General features: G+C 46.0%; 10 protein-coding genes. 7 read left to right on the plus strand and 3 right to left on the minus strand.

Going from position 1 to position 22,540, the window contains the following annotated elements; genetic code table 11:
- Positions 1-2: 2 nt before the first annotated feature.
- Positions 3-4,130 carry a hybrid sensor histidine kinase/response regulator transcription factor gene (locus E2R66_RS12045; protein ID WP_158288397.1) on the minus strand — a complete coding sequence of 1,376 codons (4,128 nt, stop codon included), beginning with the start codon at positions 4,128-4,130 and terminating at the stop codon, positions 3-5.
- A gap of 572 nt (positions 4,131-4,702) precedes the next feature.
- Here E2R66_RS12045 and E2R66_RS12050 point away from each other — a divergent pair.
- From E2R66_RS12050 to E2R66_RS12065, 4 genes are all read left to right on the plus strand, one after another.
- Positions 4,703-6,658, plus strand: a complete 1,956-nt coding sequence (locus E2R66_RS12050; protein ID WP_133230925.1) for a sialate O-acetylesterase — start codon at positions 4,703-4,705, stop codon at positions 6,656-6,658.
- A 793-nt stretch (positions 6,659-7,451) separates the two neighbouring features.
- A complete protein-coding gene (locus tag E2R66_RS12055; RefSeq protein ID WP_133230923.1) occupies positions 7,452-10,574 on the plus strand; it encodes a SusC/RagA family TonB-linked outer membrane protein in 3,123 nt (1,040 codons plus the stop codon).
- A gap of 18 nt (positions 10,575-10,592) precedes the next feature.
- Positions 10,593-12,416: a RagB/SusD family nutrient uptake outer membrane protein gene (locus E2R66_RS12060; RefSeq protein ID WP_133230921.1), complete on the plus strand. Its 1,824-nt coding sequence runs from the start codon at positions 10,593-10,595 to the stop codon at positions 12,414-12,416.
- A gap of 243 nt (positions 12,417-12,659) precedes the next feature.
- Positions 12,660-13,865, plus strand: coding sequence for an endo-1,4-beta-xylanase (locus E2R66_RS12065; protein WP_133230919.1), 1,206 nt, complete (start codon positions 12,660-12,662; stop codon positions 13,863-13,865).
- A 176-nt stretch (positions 13,866-14,041) separates the two neighbouring features.
- On the opposite strand, the gene E2R66_RS12070 is transcribed toward E2R66_RS12065, so the two are convergent.
- Positions 14,042-15,982 (minus strand): glycoside hydrolase family 97 protein, encoded by a 1,941-nt coding sequence (locus E2R66_RS12070; protein WP_133230917.1) that lies wholly within the window; start codon positions 15,980-15,982, stop codon positions 14,042-14,044.
- 62 nt (positions 15,983-16,044) lie between these two features.
- Positions 16,045-18,489: a glycoside hydrolase family 95 protein gene (locus E2R66_RS12075; RefSeq protein ID WP_133230915.1), complete on the minus strand. Its 2,445-nt coding sequence runs from the start codon at positions 18,487-18,489 to the stop codon at positions 16,045-16,047.
- Between the two features lie 429 nt (positions 18,490-18,918).
- On the opposite strand from E2R66_RS12075, the gene E2R66_RS12080 reads away from it, so the two are divergent.
- From E2R66_RS12080 to E2R66_RS12090, 3 genes are read left to right on the plus strand one after another with little or no spacing between them, the layout of a single operon-like run.
- The gene (locus tag E2R66_RS12080; RefSeq protein ID WP_240049305.1) at positions 18,919-19,809 is read left to right on the plus strand and encodes an alpha/beta hydrolase; all 891 of its coding nucleotides are present in this window, start codon (positions 18,919-18,921) and stop codon (positions 19,807-19,809) included.
- A 53-nt stretch (positions 19,810-19,862) separates the two neighbouring features.
- A complete protein-coding gene (locus E2R66_RS12085) occupies positions 19,863-20,975 on the plus strand; it encodes an alpha/beta hydrolase-fold protein (RefSeq protein WP_133230911.1) in 1,113 nt (370 codons plus the stop codon).
- A 59-nt stretch (positions 20,976-21,034) separates the two neighbouring features.
- Positions 21,035-22,375 (plus strand): family 43 glycosylhydrolase, encoded by a 1,341-nt coding sequence (locus E2R66_RS12090; protein WP_192901968.1) that lies wholly within the window; start codon positions 21,035-21,037, stop codon positions 22,373-22,375.
- Positions 22,376-22,540 lie beyond the last annotated feature (165 nt).

Raw genomic sequence — 22,540 nt, forward strand, 5'->3', positions numbered from 1 at the left:
CATCATTCATTCATTGCAAAAGAAGATGGAGTTTTAGGGCGTTGCACCTTTTTATTCGTTTGGTATTCTGAAGGTAGTATGCCGAACTTGCTTTTAAACGTCCGGGAGAAATAGCTTGGCGTTCCAAAACCCGTCATGTAGGCTATCTGGGCTACGTTATAGTCGCTAGTTTCCAACAGTGCCGCGGCCTTTTCTAATTTCACCTGGCGGATATATTCTACTGGCGTACAACCCGAAAGTTCCAGCAATTTATAATACAACGATCCCCTGCTCATCCCCACATGCTTGCTTAGTTTCTCAACAGACAGATCCGGGTCGTTCAGGCCGTTTTCAATACATTCCATCACTTTATTCATCAACTTTACATCTGCCGATTCTGATTCGATTTGATTGACTTTGAATTGGATGTGTTTGGAGTATGTTTCTTTCAGACTACTGCTCATGATAAGCAGGTTGCAAATTTTGGTGTACAAAATTTGGAAGTTGAACGGTTTGGTGAGGTAGTCGTTCGCCCCGGAGCGGAGCCCGTCCAATTGTTCCTTCTCCTTTGCCATTGCAGTGAGCAATATCACCGGTATATGGCAGGTGCGTTTATCCGATTTTATTTTCTGGCTTAGCTCAATGCCATTTACATGGGGCATGCCAACATCGCTTACCACCAAATCCGGGTGAAGGCTCAATGTTTTTTGCCAGCCCTGTTTGCCATCGGGTGCTTCTAAAATGTGGAAATATTGCTTTAAGTGCTGAGCGAGGTAATAACGGAATTCATCGTTGTCTTCCACCAATAGCACAGTCGCCATATTAGGGTTTCTTTCGGCCTCATCATCTGCCTGCGAAATTTCAAGGCTTTCGCCGCCAAGGATGGACGATTGCGGTAAGTTAGTTTCCGGCTCTTCTGCCACCGAAAGGGCCGGTAGCAGGGGTAGCGTGATCACAAAATCGCTGCCTTTGTCGCCGGCGCTTTTGGCGCAGATATGGCCACCATGTAGCTCTACAAATTCTTTTGTGATCGCAAGGCCAATACCCGTTCCCTGGTTCATTATTGAGCCTTTTTGGACCGACTGATAAAAGCGATCGAATATTTTAGTGGTATCATTTTCAGCTATACCAATGCCGGTGTCCGAAACGGTTAAATGCAATAACGGCTGCCCGGTATCTGCGCCGGAAATATTAATATCAATGGTTACACAGCCTCCGACGGGCGTAAATTTAAATGCGTTTGATAGTAGGTTAAATATCACGCGCTCCATTTTGTCGCAATCGAACTGCGTGGCCCATGATTTTTGGCTGCTATCTATTTTAAGCATAATATGCTTGTTTTCGGCTATGTCGCGAAACGATTCGGTACATTCTACAATAAAGCTGACAATATCGCCGGGCACCAGGTTCAGTTGTAGTTCCTGCTCCTCCATTTTACGAAAATCGAGCAACTCATTAACCAGGTTAAGCAGCCGTTTGGCATTTCGGTTGATCATTTTCAAGTGACCAAAATCTTCCGCCTCAAACCCCCGGTTCATTAATCTGTCTACCGGGGCCAGGATAAGTGAAATGGGCGTCCTGAACTCGTGGCTCAGGTCGGTTAGTATTTTAATCTTTACACGGTCAAGTTCATGTAGCCGCTCCGCTTCGAGGCGTTCCCGTTCAAGCAATTCCTTTGCTCTTGATTTCTCCTGCGCTACCTCAAACTCGTTCCGCAGTTTCCGGATACCCTCCCTGCGGATGAGCAATAAAATTGCAGCGGCAGCGAGCAGGTAAAACAGGTAGGCATATACGGTGCGCCAAAACGGTGGCAATACCACGATATTTATTTGGCTTGGCGGATTATTCCAACCGTTTTCGTTCTTACTCGACATCACCTGGAATACATAGTTCCCGGGGTCGAGGTTGGTGTAATTAGCTGTTCGGGCTCTGTTTACATAGTTCCAGCCCTTATCGAAACCCGAAAGCCTGTAAGCATAAAGGTTCTGCCTGGGCGAGGTATAGTCTACCGCTACATAGTTGATGGAGAAGTTTTCGCCATATTTAAGTATAATTTCTTTGGCACTACTCAGTTGCTCGTTTATAGGGGAGTTTGCAGAAGGTGCTATGGGTAAATTATTTACCTTAAGCCCGCTGAATATCACTTTACCGGGCACAGACGATGGCGGGAGTTTTTCGGGATTGAAGTAATTAAAGCCATCCTCCCCTCCAAAAAACAACTCGCCACTACTGGTTTTTATGGCGGAGCCAATTAAGAATGCACCTTGTTGAATGCCATTTTCTGCCGTGAAATTCCTGAAGGTACTTTTGGCACGATCGAAGGAGACGATACCCCTGTCGGTACTGATCCAAAGCATGCCTGCGTTATCTTCAACAATACTTTTAATAAAGCCATTGGTCAATCCTTCGGGCTCTTTAAACGAATGGAAGCGGTTGGTTTTTGCGTTGAAAAAGTTGATGCCATCATTGGTGCCTACCCATAGGGTTCCGTCTTTAGCGAACAGGGTAGCCGAGATTACGTCATCGGCTAATCCGCTGTTGGCTTTTGTGTAATGGGTAAGATTGCCATTTGCAGCCTGGTAAACGGCAATGCCTGTACCGGCAGAGCCTATCCATATATTACCATTGGGTGCCATGGTTAGCGATTGTATAAAATCGTTCAGCGGTAAATCGTGAGGAAAGCCGATACTCGCCCGCCTGTTCAAATTAGAAAACGTATTGGTGGTTTGATCATATACGTCAATCCCATGGCCAATAGTGCCAAACCATAATCTGCCATTTTTGTCTTCGATGATCGCAGTGACATCGTTAGAGCTCAGGCTATTAACGCCGGCATTATAGGTGAATTGCTTAAATGTGCCGCTTTGCGGGTCGATACAAAAAACGCCATGATGGTAAGTGCCGACCCATAGCTTCCCCTTCCGGTCAATATGGAGCGACAAAATTGCTGGTTTTACCGATCCGTCGAGCCTGCTTGTTAGCTTATAAGGCGTAAAAAGCCCGGTGGCGCGGTCTAAAAGTTCTAGTCCGCCGCCATCTGTGCCAACGAAGATTTTTCCGGGCTGATATTCGGCAAAAGCAGTTACGAAAGGTGCCGCCAGGCCTCTGGGGTCGAAAGGGTTGCTTTGTTTGAGGTTAAAAAGCGCGAGGTGCCGGTTGTATTTACTTACCCCACCACCGAACGTGCCTATCCAGTAAATGCCGTCCGGATCGATAAATACACTCCTGATAGATTTGCTTTTTAAGCTGAACATATTGCGTGGATCAGGCCGCAGCTGCTTAAACACGCAGGTAGATAAATTCAATACAGTTACCCCGTCTTCGGTTCCTATCCATAGGTCGCCGTCTTTGGTGGCGGTTAAGGCGAATATGGCGTTGTTGCTTAATGAATTGCTGAGTCCTTTCGCACATTTATACACGGCGAATTTGCCGGGCGAAACTTGTTTGTTCAAGCCATCAAAAGTGCCCAGCCAAATGTTCCCCTTCGCGTCTTCCGTTATCGATTTGACGATATTATTACTCAAGCTCGTTGTATCTGCCGGGTTATGTGCATACCTGCTTATTTTGCGGGTGCTGTGGTTATAAAAATAAGCACCGCTATTGGTACCTACCCACATGTTTTGGTTTCTGTCTTCAAATAGTGAGATAGCCACAAAGCTTCCCGCATCGGTGATTTTAGGATAAGTTATCGGCAAACGGGCAGAGTGGCCTGTTTGGAGATCTATCATCCGCAAGTCGCCATAAGTGCCCACCCACAGGTTGCCGCTATGATCTTCCAATATCGTCCTGGCCGATATGGTAGGGAGTTCCTTCCAGGTGCCATCGCCGGTATATGTTTTAAAGCTGTCGAATTTTGTATCGTAATAACAAAGCCCTCCTGCAGCAGTGCCAATCCAGAGTTTTCCGGTATGATCTATAAATAGCGCCAACACCTCATTAGATGGGAGGCTGGTTTTATCGCCCTGATGATGCCTGTAAACCGTAAAATTATTACCGTCGTATTTGCTTAAGCCATTGGTTGTGCCGAACCACATCAAGCCATTCCGATCTTTAATGATAGCGGTGACGGTGTTTGCTGATAACCCTTCTTTCACGGTGATAGATGTGAAGTTCAGGTTATTCTGGCCGATAGCAATTAGTGGCGTACTCATTAAAATCAGGCATACCGCAAGGTTGCGTTTAATCAAATTCCAAATCATGGTAAATATGTTTGGCCCCGCCGCAACGATAGCTGTTTTGCTACAGATACCGTCTTAGAATGGGTTGGTAAAAGATAATTGGTTATAACAAATATATTATTCTCACTCAATTTATTTACGAAAACATATACATAAAAGTAATTTTTATAACAATCGATTGAATGATTGGCCTGCTGCCGTTTGTCTGCTGTTTCCATATTGATGATTAGGACATCTTAAGCAGCATGCATGGATAAGGGGGTAATGCTTAACGGTTGTTTTAAGTGACTGATTTAAAATCTCATTAGGCTTTTTTATTCGTTTTTTATATCAGGTTAGGCTATCAGGATCTTTGTATGATCAAGCGGTATACGCAATGCCGGGATAAAAAACTGATTTCATTGCGTTGCAAATTATCGCTCCCATATCATACAACATATCAAAATAGATGTTAAATTTACAATCGATTGCCAATATAAATTCGATTTTGAATTTTAGCTTTTGATTTTCCAGCCCTTACGGTTTACTAAACAGACATGAGGTTTATGAGAACATTTTTTGCCGGATTTATCGGCATGGTGGTAGTATTATGCACCGGGCAGTATGCCAATGCAACATTAAGGCTTCCGCAACTCGTTAGCGATGGTATGGTATTGCAGCGCAATACCAATATCAAAATATGGGGCTGGGGTAGCCCCGGGGAGCGGGTGAAAATAGCTTTTATCGGTAAATCGTTCAAAACGCTTGTAGGGGACGACGGCCAATGGAGCGTAACCCTCCCGAAAATTAAGGCAGGGGGGCCGTATCAAATGGATATTGATGGCAGTAACCACATTGTTTTAAAGGATGTACTTATCGGCGACGTTTGGTTCTGTTCGGGACAATCTAACATGACCATAAAGATGGAGCGCGTGAAAGAGAAATATCCCGAAGAGATAGCTAAGGCTGATTTTCCGTTGATCAGGTATTTTTTTGTTGCGACTACTGCGGACGTGGCCGGCATCCATAGCGACTATCCTCCCGGCCACTGGGTGGCAACTACAAAACAAAATATACTGGAAATAGGTGCAGTTGCTTATTTTTTTGCAAAGCAACTTTATAGCAGGCACCATATACCTATCGGCATCATCAATTCGAGCGTAGGCGGCACGCCTATACAAGCATGGATAGGAGAAAGCGGCATAAAAGATATTGGTACCTATGGCCATCGGCTAGCCCAATTTAAGGATACGGCTTTTATGGCCGGCATCGCCCGGGCCAAACAACGGGCCATCGCCCCGGATCCGGCTCTGCAGGGCGAAGACAAGGGGACTTCGGGAGCTATTAAATGGTACGAACCGAGCTATATTCCCAATAACTGGCACAAGTTCTGGATGCCGGGCTATTGGGCCGACCAGGGTGTAAAAGGGCTGAACGGTGTTGTTTGGTTCAGGAAAGAAGTAAACGTTCCTGTTGAGATGGCTGGCAAGGCGGCGAAACTGTTCCTCGGCCGCATTATTGACGCCGATGAAACCTATGTAAACGGTAAACTGGTAGGGAAGATCACTTATCAGTACCCGCCACGCAGGTACGAGGTACCGGCTGGCATATTAAAAGCCGGGAAAAACGTAATTATGGTTCGTGTTACGAATTCGGCCGGGAAGGGTGGTTTTGTGCCCGATAAGCGTTATGAATTAACCGATGGTACTACGGTAATCGATTTGCGGGGCGACTGGCTTTACCAGGTTGGCCAGGCCTACCAACCGCGCAGAAATGCGCTCAGAGGCAGTGCACCGTTTTCGGCCCAGGATGAGCCGACCGGGCTATATAACGCCATGATAGCACCCGCAGTGAGCTATCCTGTAAAAGGCTTCCTGTGGTACCAGGGCGAAACCAATATCGGGACAAAAAACTACGGGGAACTATTAACTGCTCTTATAAATAATTGGCGTACTGCCTGGAAAGATGACTCCTTGCCGTTTTTGGTAGTTCAGTTGCCCAATTTTGGCGAGGTACAGTATTCCCCCGCCGAAAGTGCCTGGGCCGAGATAAGGGAAGCACAGCTAAAGGCAATGGCTTTGCCGAACACCGCATTGGCAGTTGCTATAGATGGCGGCGAGTGGAACGATATTCATCCCCTAAACAAGAAAGATGTGGGAGAGCGCCTTGCGCTTGCTGCAGAAAGGCTGGCCTATGGTAACCTGCAAGTCGTTGCATCAGGCCCTACCTTTCAATCTGCTGTTGTCTATGGCAACAGTATTACCCTTGCCTTCACTGATATTGGAACCGGCCTGGTATCAAACAACGGCGAGCCGCTTGCTCAATTTGCAATAGCAGGCGAGGATAAACAATTTGTATGGGCTAGTGCTACTATTGTGGGAGATAAGGTTGTGGTATCGTCGCCCCTGGTGCAACATCCCTTGTATGTACGGTATGCCTGGGCAGATAATCCGGAGGGTGCCAATTTGTACAACCGTGAGGGCTTGCCGGCCTCTCCGTTCCGCACGGATCTGCCTAAGTAAATCAAAAAACATTGCCTCGTTGCCTAAACAAAAAAGGACAGCCTCGCGCTGTCCTCTTAACCAATTAACTAACCAAATTGAGGCACTAGCCCCAAGGGTGGGTAATAAATTTAATTTTTAAAATTCCTCTTTTTTTAAATGCGCGAATAGCTGTTTTCGTCATATTTATACTACATATGTCCGTTATGGAATTTTCATGGGCGGCAACGGAATGCCTTTCATAACACTATTTCACAAATCATTTTAACAAATAAGTAGTTTGGCCGGCCGCTATACGCTTATTTGTGACACATATTGTTGGGCCAACCGAGAAACTTCACATAAACCCGTTTTTTGCACATTTGCAATATGATTTTTGCGATATGTGATATACCAATCCTCCGAAACCACAGAACTTAGCAGAAAGTCGAGGGTGAAAAAACGCCAGACTTCAACCAATTTTTTAACCAGGCTCTATTTTTTTTCTGACGGGATTAAAACCTCTCTGTTTACGTCCAAAAATGCAATCGATTGCATTTGTAATGAGGCTAATTCTATGATATTAACTATACACCTGAATAACCAATTATAAGCACCAAAAACCTAAGTTATGAGCCTATGAGCACTACATAAAAAAAGCAGGGGGTGAAATGTCAAGGACATGTAAACCGTCGATAAACAACTAACCAATATTAATGTGAAAGATTAAAGCAGCCAGAAATGGATTTAAAAAATTAGGGTGGTAATGATGTTAGCAAGTCTGCATCTTATGCCACCTATTGGCTTTAATCATCAAATACTTAGTAAATAAATTATGAAAAAATCAATACTAAACATTTATAACAAAGCGGCGCTCTTACTGCTATTCAGTATTTTGACTTGCGCCACAGCTTTGGCACAAAGCAAAAAAATAACGGGTATTGTGCTTGATGAAAATAATCAACCACTGCCCGGGGCTACTATTAAGGCACCAGCCGGAAAAGTGACTACCTCTACCAATGTAAACGGTAAATTCACCATTGAGGTAGCTGATAACGAGAAGTCGCTGTTGGTACAATTCGTAGGGTATTTAGACCAGGAAGTGGCCATAGGCAACCAGGTTAACCTCACTGTTCACCTTGTACCCAGTGCAAAAAACCTTAACGAAGTTGTGGTGGTGGGGTATGGTACGCAGCGCCGGAAAGACGTAACCGGCTCGGTGGCATCGCTTTCTGCAAAAACCTTAAGCGAAGTGCCTGCGCCAAACTTAATAGATCAGTTAAAAGGCCGCACGGCCGGCGTAGACATCGTAAGTAACGGCGCAACGCCGGGAACCGGTGGCCAAATCCGTATTCGTGGTAACCGTACCATTACTACAGGCAACAACGATGGTCAGGACGGCCCTTTGGTTGTTTTGGATGGCATACCTTATCCGGGCAGCATCAATGATTTTGCCCCGGAAGATATCGCATCTATCGATATATTGAAAGATGCATCGGCTACTGCTATTTACGGTTCGCGTGGTGCGGGCGGCGTTATCCTGGTTACTACCAAAAGAGGGCGCGCAGGGAAAGCGGTTGTTTCTTACGATGCCTATTACGCAACTGCCAGCGTGCTTGGGAAGTACAACATATATGATGGCGCTGGTTACGCGCAGTTGAAGCTTGATGCCGCCAAATACAATACGGCATCTCCGGGCACCAGCGCATACCCCATAACAACAGCCGAACAAGCTGCACTAGCCGCCGGGGTTTCTACCGATTGGCAAAGCCTCATTTACAGGAATGCACCGACTCAAAGTCATCAATTAGCCGTTTCGGGCGGTAGCGATGCCACCCAATTCAATATCGCGGCCGGTTTTTACCGCCAGGATGGTATCATCGTTAACCAACGTTTCGATCGTGCCGATGTGCGCACAACAATAGATCACCGTATTAGCAGCCACGTTAAAGTTGGGATCAATAGTATAAATACCTACCGCATTACCGCACTGCCGGGCGGCGGTGGCGTACCCAGTGGCCTGGTGAGGACTACACCGCTGGCCTCGCTCAACAATGATGACGGCACCGTAAATCTTTTCCCTCAAATCGGAAGCATTGATGCTGCTGCGGTAAGCCCATACACGCTTATTACCAAGGCAAGTTCAATTTACGATCGTACCCGTCGCTATTCTACTTTTAACAGCTTATATGGCGAGGTAAATATTTTAGAAGGCCTTAGGTACCGGGTAAATGTTGGTTTGAATTTTATACAAGAAAATGGCAACTCTTACAACGGCACGTTAACCTATATAAACGGCAACGCATCACTGAACAACGCTGCACTTAACAATAACGAGCAATGGAATTACAATATCCAGAATTTGCTTTACTACAATAAGGCGTTTAAAAAACATCGGATAGATTTTACTGCGCTTTATGAAATAACTAAAGATCATAACAAGAACAGCAATTTCAACACCACTGGTGTGCCATCAGATTATATACGCAACTCTAACTTTAACCTGGCAAGCGGTACCATTAGCGGCGGCGGCAGTTTTAGCGAACAGGGCCTGCTTTCGTATATGGCGCGGTTGGCTTACAGTTACGACGATCGTTATCTGTTAACTATTACCGGCAGGCGCGATGGCGCGTCGTCACTGGCTCCTGGCCACCAATGGTTCACCTATCCAGCTATTGGTTTGGGGTGGAATATCAGCAACGAAGCCTTCATGAAGAACGCCACTTTTATAAACAACTTAAAACTACGAGGTGGCTTCGGTATATCGGGTAACAGAAACGTAGGTGCTTATGCCACCCTGGGGAGCTTAACCTCTACAGCTTACAATTTCGGTAGTTCGGGCCAGTTAGCCTACACAGTTACCAGTTTACCTAACCCCAATTTAGGTTGGCAGTCGACAGCGCAAACCGATATCGGTTTAGATATTACCGTATTGAATAACCGTATTACGGCCAATATTGATGTTTATCAGCAAAAAACCAAAGATATACTCTTGCAGGTTAGCTTGCCGCCAAGCACCGGTACCGGCAGCACCTTCCAAAACCTTGGTAAAACCGAAAGTAAAGGTATAGAAATCAACGTGTCTACTATCAACGTTCAAACCAAAGGCGGCTTCACCTGGAGCACCGATTTCAGTTTTTCGATGAATAGAGAAAAAATCACGCAATTGACTAATCCGGGCCAGTTGAGCGATCCGGGCAACGGGTGGTTTGTAGGGCAGCCATTGAACGTTATTTACGACGTAAAGAAGATAGGCATATGGCAAACTTCTGATAAAACCGACGGAACCTTAGCAAAACAGACCTCTCCGGTTCAGTTCCCGGGTCAAATCAGGATACAGGATTTGAATGGCGACAACGTAATTAACGCCAACGACCGCCAGGTTTTAGGCAATTTCCAGCCAAAATGGGTTGGCGGTTTTACCACCCGTTTTGCTTACAAGTCTTTTGATCTTTCGGCAATTTTTTATGCGCGTATGGGGATGAAAGTATTGCTGCCTTATTTCACCGCAGATGGCGGGTCGGCAGGTTTTCCTTTCTTTAACCAAGGCCGTGTTAACCAAATTAAAACCAATTACTGGACCACCGACAACCCAACAAATGATTTCCCTGCGCCCGATGCCAGTACAGATCGTTTATTGTTTGGCTCAACGCTGGGGTATTATGATGGTTCGTTCATCAAGTGCCGTAGTATCAACCTGGGCTATACGCTGCCAACGGCGTTGATCAAGAAAATAGGTTTTAGCAATTTACGTGTTTACGCAAATGCAACTAATCCGTTCATCGTTTACTCGCCTATAGTGAGAGACCATTTGGCGCTCGATCCGGAAGGTAACGGATATGGCGGCTCGGTAAATAACAACGGCGGTAACGCAGCTGTAACCGGCCGTGCTGTAAGCGTGAACCTTAATAACCCTTCTTACAGGCAGTTTACCATTGGTGTGAATGCTAAATTTTAAAATTAAAGAGATACTGATATGAAAACAAATAGAAAATTTGCTTGTGCTTTTTTAATTTTCACGGCACTTTTAGGCAATGGCTGCAAGAAAATACTGGAAGAGCACCCGCAATCGAGTATAGTTCCATCTTTTTTTAACACCCCTTCGGGTGTGCTGGGCGGCATAGCCGGCGGCTATGCCGCAATACGCGAGGCAACTTATGGCACCGAGGGTTTTACCGCCGAAATGGATGCCGGTACCGATGACCACCTGGCCGGCGGTAGCGCGAGTGGGATTCAGTTATATACTTATAATGGTATCAATTCCAGTGTAGGCGGTGCCGGTTTTGCCGACGCTTACAGGGCTATCAATACCATGAACGGCGTGTTGCAATATGGGCAGAGCATTGATTTGGACGCCGCAACACGTAAACAATATCTTGCCCAGGCCAAGTTTTTAAGGGCGTTTTGGTATTTTTTATTGGTGCAGAAATATGGCGATGTGCCATTGCATACCGAATTTATTTCGGTACCTACAAAATCAGATACAAGGGCCCCTGTTGCTGATGTTTACAAAGTAATTATACAGGATTTGACCGATGCCGCAGCAGATTTACCCAATACGCCAACTGCACCGTTTACAGGCAAGGCGGCATGCAAGCCGGTTGCGCAGTTTTTACTGGCAAGGGCGTACCTTACCAGGGGATGGTTAACCAATAGCCAGCCGGATTTTCAGCAGGCATATACGCTCTTCACAGACCTTATTACCAATAAAGGAACATATGGCTGGGATTTATGGCAAGATTACGGAGACGCGTTTAACCCCGCGAATGATTATGGCAAGGAAACCATTTTTGTGAGCGACCATAACATCGATACCAAATATGGTATTTATCCGCTTGGCCAGGCGCAAGGCGGTGGGCCATACAATCTGTTGCCTTGGTTTACCAATTTTAATTACCCCAATTTAAGTGGTATAAATTCATATGAAAACGCATCAGGCGGTTTGGTTACAACCGGCGCGGGCGCAATGGTGCGCGATGTTCAGTATGGTCGTCCTTATACCAGGACAAGGCCTAATTCTGACCCGGTTAAAACCGGTGCCAATACCGGCAAGCGCTATGTGTTAGATCAGGCTTTTGTTAACCGCGATGTGGACTCACGCTACGAGAACACTTTCTATACCGCATGGATATCTAACGTAGCTACAACCAACACGGCTGCTGCTGCAAATAATAGACGCGGCATTTCTTACACCATGGTACCCGGTTTAGATACCGGCATTTACATGCCGCCTTTCGATGTGGTAGGTGCCCCGCAGTTTATAGGTACAAGGCCGTTTAAAGGTATCGTGATACCACCTAAGTACTGGAATAATAACATCTTTCCTTCGGTAAAGAAGTTTATGGATCCAAGCCGTGCTGCTGCCAACTTTAACGACCCTTCAACCAGGCCTGTGGTGATCTGGCGTTTTTCTGATGTTTACCTGCTGGCCGCCGAGGCTGCATTTAAGCTCGGCGATTTAACCAACGCCGCCAACCTCATCAATGTGGTTAGGCAGCGTGCGGCTTATCGCAAAACAAACACACCTGCTCAGAATACGGCAGCAGTGGCAGCAATGACTATTCAACCAGGCAACGTTACGCTCGACTTTATACTGGACGAACGTAGCCGCGAGTTCTTTGCAGAATGCCAAAGATGGCTCGATCTGGTACGTACCCGCTCTTTAACCACAAGGGTAAAAGCCTGGAACAACGAGGCTGCTCCTTATGTTAAGGATGAGTTTATGCTGAGAGCTATACCGCAATCAGAAATCGATTTGGTAATAGAAGGCCCGAAAATGCCTCAAAACCCGGGATATTAACCGTGGGGTAACCAATCTATTTTTATTGACTAAAAACGAGAGGCTGTTCCGGATTGGAATGGCCTCTTTTTTTGAAAAGCGGATATTTTGTTCATTGATCCTCCACTTTTATAGCGTTGCTGAACATGAGTAGGTGATATTCAATAAAATGTTGTACATGGTTTGCCCTAAAACATTCACTTTAGTTGTGTTGGCCCTTGCATTCAAAAGGGTAGGAGTTTTAAAATCAAAATTATCAAGCATATGAGCTATTTTAAAACAGGCCCGAAGTCGTTGAGCACTTCGTGGATAATTTGCCTCGCAGTCATTTCTTTTGTGGCAATAAGTTGGACGTACAAGCCAGATGGATCTCATAAGGTAGCCGCTTCACCATCCGCAAAAAAGCAGGAAAAAGGGCTTAAGGATTACTACCGGAAATATTTTTCTATCGGGGTAGCAGTAAATATTGCGGCACTATCCGGAGATGAAGCAGATTTGATCAGCCTTGAATTTAACAGTGTTACGGCAGAAAACGATATGAAGATGGGGCCTATCCATCCCCAGGAAAATACTTACAACTGGCGGAATGCAGATTCTATCGTGAATTTTGCCATCAAGCATAACATAAAGGTTAGGGGCCACAATTTGCTGTGGCATGCACAGGCACCTGCGTGGATGTTTAAAGATAGTACGGGCAAGCAGGTAAGCAAAGAGGTGTTGCTACAGCGCTTAAAAGACCATATTACAACCGTAGTTAATCATTTTAAGGGCCGGATATATGCCTGGGATGTGGTAAACGAAGCTATTGACGATAAGCCCGATAGCTATTTGCGTAACTCTTTATGGTATAAGATATGTGGCGAAGACTTTATACCCAAGGCATTCGAATACGCCCACGCAGCTGACCCATCCGTTGCGCTTTATTATAACGACTACAACAGCGAAGAAGAACCTAAACGCGAGAAGATTTACCGGCTGCTGAAAGGCCTTGTAGATGCCAAAATACCCATAACGGGCGTGGGGCTGCAGGGGCACTGGAAATTGGATAACCCAACGCCCGGACTAATAAGGAAGGCAATTGAACGTTACGCATCCCTGGGATTAAAAATTCAGATTACCGAGCTTGACATTACCGTGCGAAAACCTTTTAAGCGTGATACCAGTATGGTAAACGGCGCACGGCCAACCATGCCGGTTGATTCGGGCTATACGCCCAACCTGGCCAGTCAGCAAGAACAGCGCTACAAAGAAATTTTCGAGATTTTCAGGGAATATAGGAAGGTAATTACCAACGTTACCTTCTGGAATGTATCAGACCGCCATAGCTGGCTCGATGCCAGGAACGGTGGGCTCGCCGGGGGGGCTGCAGCCAGCGATGGTACCAGGCCCACCATCCGTAAGGCTTACCCTTTACTGTTTGATGAGCATCTGCAGCGCAAGAAAGCTTATTATGCGGTGGTAGATTTTTAATGTAGGGACCTTAGTGTTTACAGTTAATTGAACCGATGCCTAAGCTTAGGCACAAAGAGGTGCTAACCGGCATAAACGGTAGGCACCTCTTTTGGCTATTATCATTTTTTTTAAACGCTCTTTAACTATTGGCGTTCAGCAATACACCGGCCCACTAAGTTATTGGCCTTAAGGCCCTACAATTCCGGTTTAATAACTGCAGCAAAACCACCTCTGCGCAATATTGGTACATCTATTGAGGTATTTTTATCTACCAGCAAATACTGAGTAGAAAATGCCTTATCGTGCTCTCCATCAGTAATTAATGTTAACTTGTACTTTACACTATCGGCTAAAAAGTCAAGCTTCACGCTTTTCTTTTTTTCCCTTAGCTCGGCGTTTATGCCGCCTATGTACCAGTCGTTGCCTTTGCGTCGGGCCAGGATTACCTCTTTCCCCGGATAACCGTCTAATAGCCTGGTGTCGTCCCAGGCAGTTGGTATCTCACGCAAAAATGCCTTTGGTGCGTCGGGCAAGTTATAGTAGCCTTCGGGCCTATCGGCAAAATGTTGCAAGGCCGATTCAAATAATACGCTTAACGCCAGTTCATGCCCGTAAGAAGTTACATGAGGATACTGGGAGTTTGTAAATGTAACCGGCGTATAATCCATAGAACCTACTACGTTGCGGGTAAAGGGCAATATGGCATTATGCTCGGGTGCGGCCATCGTAAAATCCGGTGTGTTGTTATACCATTCTGCCCCGCGCACAGCTTCGTAGGTCATTAGGTTAGGGTAAGTGCGCGCCCATCCGCGCGGCACCAGGCTTCCATGAAAATAAACCATTATCTGAAATTGGGCCGCATCATTCAAAATATCCAGATAATACTGTATCATATTTTGCTTTTCGCTTTCGAAGAAATCTATTTTAACGCCTGCAACACCTAGTTTTTTTAGCTTGGTGAATTCTATAACCCGGCTTTCATGCGTCAGCATACGGTCTTTCGGGGTAGATGACACATAAGTGTGGTTTCCACCCGAATTATACCACATGAGCGGTTTTACGCCTTTTGCCCGGATGTAATTTAGCGCATCTTCCAAATTTCCGCCGTTGCCCATTCCATCCCATTCCCAGTCTAATAGCGTGTACGGCCAGTTCATATCTGCCGCCAGGTCGGCAAAACGGGTTACTATTTTATAATCTTTTGTACCATGGTTGCTCGACCAGTAATTCCATGATACCGGCCCGGGTTTTATCCAATCGGTGTTCTTTATTACCGACGGGGCGGATAGATCATCTGTTAACGTTGATGCGACAATATCCTGCAGCGTTCCCATGATTACTACGCGCCAGGGCGATTTCCAGGGAAAGGTTATGGTTGGCTCCACTGTGCCGGTGCCGCGCCCATCGCGCGGGTCGGGAAATGTAAGTTTGTATTTTGTTGCGTCAAGGGTGTTGCTCAGTTTCGTTCCGCAATAGTTACGGTCTAGATCGGCCTCGTGCAGTAAAAACCAGCACGTCTTATCTTTTGTGTTGAACAAAGCCGGATAGCACCATTCCTGTTGCTGTACCTTATCATCACTCATGGGCGTGTAATACCCCTCGTTAGCGGTATTCCATTTTTCCATCCAGCGGCTCGTTTCCCTGGAGATTGTGAAGGCAGTCAGTTCGTCCTTCACCGCAACAGCTTCATGACCCTCCGGAAATTCATAGCGAAAAGCAACACCATCATTATAGGCCCGCAAAATGAGGTTGATTTTAGTCTTATCAGGATTTTGGAACGAGGTGATGATTTCATTGGCAGCATTGCTCCTTACCGACCTTTTTCCGTGTACGGATGTGTAACGTTCGTTTATTAAAACCGGCCTACCTGCTTTAACCAAAGTTAGCTCTTTGGAAAACGCCTGGTCGGCCCTGATGAGGCCTAAGTCTATACGTGATATGGATTCTGTAGTTGTTGCGTCCAGGGTATATAGCACTTTCAGGTACCATTCGCCTGTGTTGCTGTTTTGCTGATTGAACAGCTCTATGGTTATCTTTTTATTTGGTGATTGAAGTGTAAGCTTCTGCGCATATAAGGCCTGCTCCAAACAGGTGATGATAAGAACCCCAAGAATGATGGCTTTTAGATTTTTCATGATAAGTATCGATGTAAAATAAGAGTTGGAAATATAAAAAAGATTGTCACTTTTTTTGCCAGCTATTTTCCAATCAGCTTATAGGTTTTTCCTTTTTCTGTTTTTACATCATAAAGTGAACTTTCGGCCAGATTAACGCTGAGGTCTTTACCCGAAGGTTTGATTACAGGCTCGGGTATGCTTGTGATATCATAAAACGGATTTGAATTTTTGCCACTCGCCTTTTTAAGCTGGCTGCCGGTTGCTGTTTGATTTAGCCGCAGGCGCAAGTTGCCGCCTACTTTTGAATGAATAACCAGGTGCGTGAGTTTGCCCTCGTCCCAGTCCATATCTACCACAAAGCCGCCCCGGGCAACCAGTCCCTTTACACTTCCTTTGTTCCATACATCGGGCAGCGCCGGTAGCAGGTAAATAAAACCATCGTGGCTTTGTAGCAACATTTCGGCTATGCCCGATGTGCATCCGAAGTTACCATCAATTTGGAAAGGCGGATGTGCATCAAACAAGTTGGGGTACGTGCCTCCGCCTCTGCCTGTAACCGGCGCAATTTGGTCTGTGATTAATTTGTAGGCATGATTACCATTGAGCAAACGTGCCCACAGGTTAATTTTCCAGGCCATCGACCAGCCCGTAGATACATCGCCGCGATACAGCATGGAGTTTTTTGCCGCAGCAAATAGCTGAGGGTTGCGGAACGGTGAGATTTGACTCCCCGGGAATAGGCCGTACAGGTGCGATACGTGGCGGTGATTATCGGTAGGTGAATCCAGATCTTCCAGCCACTCCTGCAGTTGCCCATATTGGCCAACCTGCATCGGCGGCAGCCTCTTCCGGTAGTTTAATAGGCTGTCGCGAAAAGCATTATCTACTTTTAAATCAGCAGCAGCGTTTGCAACCAAGTTAAACAAGCCATAAACCAGTTGGTTATCCATAGTTGCACCTGCGGTTACCGATACCTGTGTTTTACCGTTGATGTATTCATGCTCCGGGGAAACGGATGGCGATACCACCAGCCAGTTATGCTCCTTATCTTCCTGCAAAACGTCGATAAAATACGTGGCGGCATCCTTCATTACCGGGTAGTATTTTTTAAGGAATTCTTTATCGCCGGTATATAAATAGTGTTCCCAAATGTGTTGGCAAAGCCAGGCGTTGCCGGTTGGCCAAAGCCCCCAAAATGCCCCGTCGACCACGCCCGTCATTCGCCATATATCGGTATTGTGATGCATGGACCATCCCCGCGCGCCGTACATCACTCGGGCAGTTTCTTTGCCGGTAACCGATAAATCCTTAATCATATTAAACAGCGGCGTGCTTAGTTCCGGTAATTGGGTAACCTCGCTTGGCCAATAGTTCATCTCGGTGTTGATGTTGACCGTGTACTTACTGTCCCAGGCACCTTTCAAATCACCGTTCCAAATGCCCTGCAGGTTGGCAGGCTGCGAGCCGGGTTGAGAAGAGGAGATCAGCAGGTATCGCCCGAATTGAAAATAAAGTTCGGCTAATTGCGGGTCGTTTCCTTGTGCGAAATTCTTTATTCGAAGATCAGTTGTCGCTTCCGCCGCCGTGGTAGTACCCACGTTTAATTTAACGCGGTTATAATATTTTTGATAGAAAGTGATATGCTTTGCCAGTAACGCTGCATAGCTGGTTTTGTACGCATTATTGATGATTGCCTTTGCCCGGCTCAGTGGATCGGCGCTGATATCATGGTAGTTGACAAAGTTTGTGGCAATTGACAGGTAAATGATAGCAGTATCTGCACGCGTCACCTTAATACCCGATGTATCGGCAGTAAGCGAGCCTGCGGCCAATTTTACCCTGGTGATGACATTGAATTTTACCCTTCCTTTTTGATTTTCGTGATCGCTGCTCAGGCCCGACAGGATGAGGTCGCCGTTAACAACTTCTTTGTTTTTACTTAGCGGACTTTGAAAGGCAATGTTGCAGGTGATCATCTTAGGTTTATCGGCAGTAAGCCTCACCATTAAAACGTTATCGGTAAACGATGTAAAATATTCGCGCTTATACTTTACACCATTATATACATAGGTTACCGAAGCGGTAGCGTTTTCGATGTTAAGGTCTCTTTTATATTCATCTGTATTTTGATGCCCGGGGAAATTGATATACAGGTTGCCCGCCAGTTGGTAAGGCATACCACTATTGCCTTTTGGCCCCAATTGTTTATTGGCAACCAATTGGGCTTCCACGTATTTTTTTTGTGCCAGCAATGCGCGCACTTCATCAATGTAGGGTCTTGCTGCCGAATCGACATTATTGTTAGGGCCTCCCGCCCAAATTGTCGATTCATTTAGCTGCAGGCGTTCAAGCTGCGCATCGCCAAACACCATGGCGCCTATGTGCCCGTTGCCCATTGGCAGTGCTTCGTTCCAGTTAGCGGCGGGTTTGTTGTACCATAAGGTGTTTTTGCGTTGTGCAAAAACCGTAGCGCTGTAGCATAATAAGATGCATACCGCAGCGAATTTTAAATAGTGGCTGGTCATTATAGTTTTAGGTGTTGGTTTAAGATCAGAGATGGTTTATTATTCTTTTAGGTCCCACTAGCCGGCATTTCAATAGTACTCAACGGTTAGCAAGTTCGCACGGTTTGTAAGCTGTAAATGATGATGGCCGTTGCAACGGGCTTTAGGTTTTTTAATCACCCTAAATTAATTATTCTGCGCTAAAGCTGGCTGCCTAATTTTGCCGGTCTGGACATTTATGTTAAAGACATGTCAAATACTGGTATCAGGACGCTTTTGCATTGTGGAATTTTATCGCTATAAACCAATTACAAATAAACGAAGCGGGCCATTGCCCGTAGGGCGGCGAACCGGCTAAACAGCCATTAAAAGCTACAGCTAAAAGGATTGCCGGGTTATGAAGGAGTCATCATGTATTTTACAAAATCAGATCAATTAAAGCGATTACTGTTGGCAAAATTGATGTGCCTGCTCATTGCCATGGCACCAGTAAAGGTTGTAGCCCAAACCGTAATGGCTATTTACCCCGATACCATCCCCAACACCAGGAATGGGCAGTTGGTATTGCCGCAGAAATTAAACCCCGGCCTTATTTACAGTGTGCCAAAACCCGAAGTTGAAATGTTTGCTCCCGCAGAAGGAAAATCGAACGGCTCGGCAGTTATTATTTGCCCCGGGGGGAGTTATAAAGTATTGGTTTACCAGGGGGAGGGTGTTAGGGCTGCGCGGGCTTTTGCCGAAAATGGTACCACGGCATTCGTACTCAAATACCGACTGCCCGACGATTCCATTATGGTGGATAAAACAATCGGCCCGCTTCAGGATGCCCAGAAAGCGATGAAATTTGTACGCCAACGGGCCAAAACATTGGGAATTGATCCTAGCCGTATTGGCATAATGGGTTTTTCGGCAGGCGGGCATTTAGCAGCCACGCTGGCAACGCATTTTCACAAGTCCCTGGTTAAAAACCCCGAAAATATCAGTCTCCGGCCGGATTTTGTGATACTCATTTATCCGGTAATCAGCATGCAGGATAGCCTCACCCATTTGGATAGCAGGCGTAATTTGCTGGGCAAAGCCCCATCCAGGGCAACCGTTGATGCCTTTTCGAACGAATTGCAGGTTGCTGATGATACGCCACCAACATACATCACGCATGCAGGCGACGATAATTTAGTAAGTGTAGATAATAGCATCGTTTTCTACCAGAAACTGAGGCAACATAAAGTCCCTGCAGAGTTGCATCTGTTCCCTAAGGGGGGGCACGGGTTTGTACTGGGCCAACCCATCGAAAGCTGGACTGCCCCCATCTTTAAATGGATGCAAACATTAAATAAATAACACAAATACCTATTTCACGCATGCAATTACATCAACACCATAAACCCACAATCATGAAGATATTCTATTTCGTTTGCTTACTGGTTTTGGCCGGTTATACGGCCTGCGCGCAGAACGGCACACCTGCAAGCACTAACATCAGGCAGGCAAAGTACCCCCTGATATTGCCCGATCACCGGGTGGTTTTCCGCGTAAAAGCGCCGGATGCGAAGCGGTTGCAAGTAGATCTGGGCAAAAAGTACGATATGCAGAAAGACAGCAGCGGCTTTTGGACAGCAACCACAGACTCGATAGGGGAAGGCTTTCATTATTATTCTTTATTGATTGATGGCGTGGCTGTTGCCGACCCGGCGAGTGAATCTTTTTATGGCATGGGCCGCATGGCCAGCGGTATCGAAATCCCCTTTGCGCAAGGTGGTTATTATCAGGACAGAGACGTGCCGCATGGCGATATGCGTATCCGTAAATACTATTCGGCAACGGCAAAGGCCTGGCGACAGGTTTTTATTTATACCCCGCCCGGCTACGATGCAAATACAAAGGAAAAGTTCCCGGTGCTGTATATTTTGCATGGCGGCGGAGAGGACGAACGCGGTTGGGCAAACCAGGGAAAGACAAACGTGATACTGGATAATTTGATAGCCGATAAACGTGCAAAACCCATGTTGGTGGTGATGCCCGATGCTAACTTCAGCGCTTCCGGGTTCTCAGAAGATTACCTAATTACGGTTGAGCAGGAGATAAAAGGATCGGTCATCCCCTTTATCGAAAAAAATTACCGCACTAAAACCGACGCTGGGAGCCGGGCACTTGCAGGCCTTTCTATGGGCGGCCTAAACACCCTATACACCGGTATTAAAAATAATGACATGTTCGCTTATCTGGGCGTATTTAGTTCGGGTTGGATATTACCCATGCAAAATGATATTGCCGGCGCGCAGTACGACTTCATGAAGAAGAACCAGCCAACGATTAACAAAAATCTAAAAGCTTTTTGGATAGCCATGGGCGGCAAGGAGGATATAGCTTATAACAATTGCCAGTTAATGCTTGCCAAATTTAAAGAGCTGAATATAAACTATACCTATTATGAATACCCGGGCGGGCATACCTGGCCGGTATGGCGCAACAACCTGTATCATTTTGCACCCTTATTGTTTCAATAGGGCGTTGCGGAATAAAAATCAGGGTATATTAAATTTAAGGATCAATAAAAACATAAGTGATGAAGTTTGATACGAAAAGCGGTTTGCTGCTCAGTTTCTTAACGGTTTTGATGAGTTACGCTGCTGCGCAAAACCCGCTGATAAGAAATCAGTATAGTGCCGACCCTACTGCACGGGTGTTTGAAGGGAAAGTATATATATACCCATCGCACGATATTTTGGCTACACCAGGCCACGGTCGGTTGGCCTGGTTTTGCATGGAAGATTATCATGTGTTTTCGTCTGCCAATCTTGTTGATTGGACCGACCATGGTAAGATTCTTTCCCAGAAAACCGTGCCCTGGGCAGATTCGACGGCCTATAGCATGTGGGCGCCAGATTGCATCTTCAGGAACGGGAAATATTACTTTTATTTTCCGGCCCCGCCGGCGGCAAAAGCAAACAGCAGGGGTTTCAAAATAGGTGTAGCTACGTCAAACACCCCTTATGGTCCGTTTACGCCGCTGCCCGATCCGATAGCAGGTGTGAACGGCATCGACCCGAATGTTTTTATCGATAAAAGCGGTCAGGCTTATTTGTATTGGGCTCAGGGTAATATATACATGGCTAAACTGAAAGAAAACATGATTGAGCTGGATTCCCCTTCGCAAATAATAGCCAACCTACCGGAAAAGGGGCTTAAAGAAGGGCCTTTCCTGTTCGAACGCAAGGGGATTTATTACCTTACCTATCCGCATGTGGAAAATAAAACGGAACGATTGGAATACGCCACCAGCGATAACCCCATGGGCCCCTTTAAATTCACCGGTGTAATTATGGATGAGTCGGCTTCCGGGTGTTGGACAAATCATCAATCTATTGTTTCGTTTAAAGATCAATGGTACCTGTTTTACCACGATAACCAGTTATCGCCCAATTTCGATAAGGCCAGGGCCATCCGGGCCGACAGCCTGTTTTTTAACGAAGACGGCACCATCCGTAAAGTGGTCCCTACTTTGAGGGGCATCGGGGTCTCCTCTGCTAAACAAAAGATAGAAATCGACAGATACTCAGCTATAAGCAGCACCGGGGCATCGGTTGATTTTATTGATACCGCAAAACGGTTCAACGGATGGAAAACGGTCTTAAGCCAAAAAGGTGCCTGGGTTCGTTATAACGCAGTTGATTTTGATCAGAAATCGAAGGTCGTATCCATCATGGCCAGGTCTGCCGTGGGCAGCGCAATAGAAATACGCCTGGATAAACTGGAAGGAAAACCGCTTGCACGTGTAAATATTACCAACAGCAACCAATGGAGCACAATGAAAGCCGCCGTGTTGAAAGCAATAGCCGGCAAGCATGATTTATTTGTTGTGCTTACCGGTGCCAATTCAGCTGAAATTGACTGGGTGAAATTTTGAGTGTCGAAAAACTTTGCATACCAGCCCGCATTTTTTGCGGGTCGGCCAAAAGCATAGCACCCACATTCGGCAGTGCTAAATATAAGCACTACATGCCCAGCCAAGTTTTATAGGCTTGCTGTTAGTGGTATGAATTATACACCGTTTAAAATTGTTTTTGCCGGT

The organism is Mucilaginibacter psychrotolerans, assembly GCF_004519315.1.
Taxonomy (GTDB): Bacteria; Bacteroidota; Bacteroidia; order Sphingobacteriales; family Sphingobacteriaceae; genus Mucilaginibacter; species Mucilaginibacter psychrotolerans.

Coding starts and splice junctions, on each gene's coding strand:
- E2R66_RS12060 (WP_133230921.1), top strand. CDS start 10,593: ATGAAAACAAATAGAAAATTTGCTTGTGCTTTTTTAATTTTCACGGCA.
- E2R66_RS12045 (WP_158288397.1), bottom strand. CDS start 4,130: ATGAGTACGCCACTAATTGCTATCGGCCAGAATAACCTGAACTTCACA.
- E2R66_RS12085 (WP_133230911.1), top strand. CDS start 19,863: ATGAAGATATTCTATTTCGTTTGCTTACTGGTTTTGGCCGGTTATACG.
- E2R66_RS12075 (WP_133230915.1), bottom strand. CDS start 18,489: ATGACCAGCCACTATTTAAAATTCGCTGCGGTATGCATCTTATTATGC.
- E2R66_RS12050 (WP_133230925.1), top strand. CDS start 4,703: ATGAGAACATTTTTTGCCGGATTTATCGGCATGGTGGTAGTATTATGC.
- E2R66_RS12070 (WP_133230917.1), bottom strand. CDS start 15,982: ATGAAAAATCTAAAAGCCATCATTCTTGGGGTTCTTATCATCACCTGT.
- E2R66_RS12055 (WP_133230923.1), top strand. CDS start 7,452: ATGAAAAAATCAATACTAAACATTTATAACAAAGCGGCGCTCTTACTG.
- E2R66_RS12065 (WP_133230919.1), top strand. CDS start 12,660: ATGAGCTATTTTAAAACAGGCCCGAAGTCGTTGAGCACTTCGTGGATA.
- E2R66_RS12090 (WP_192901968.1), top strand. CDS start 21,035: ATGAAGTTTGATACGAAAAGCGGTTTGCTGCTCAGTTTCTTAACGGTT.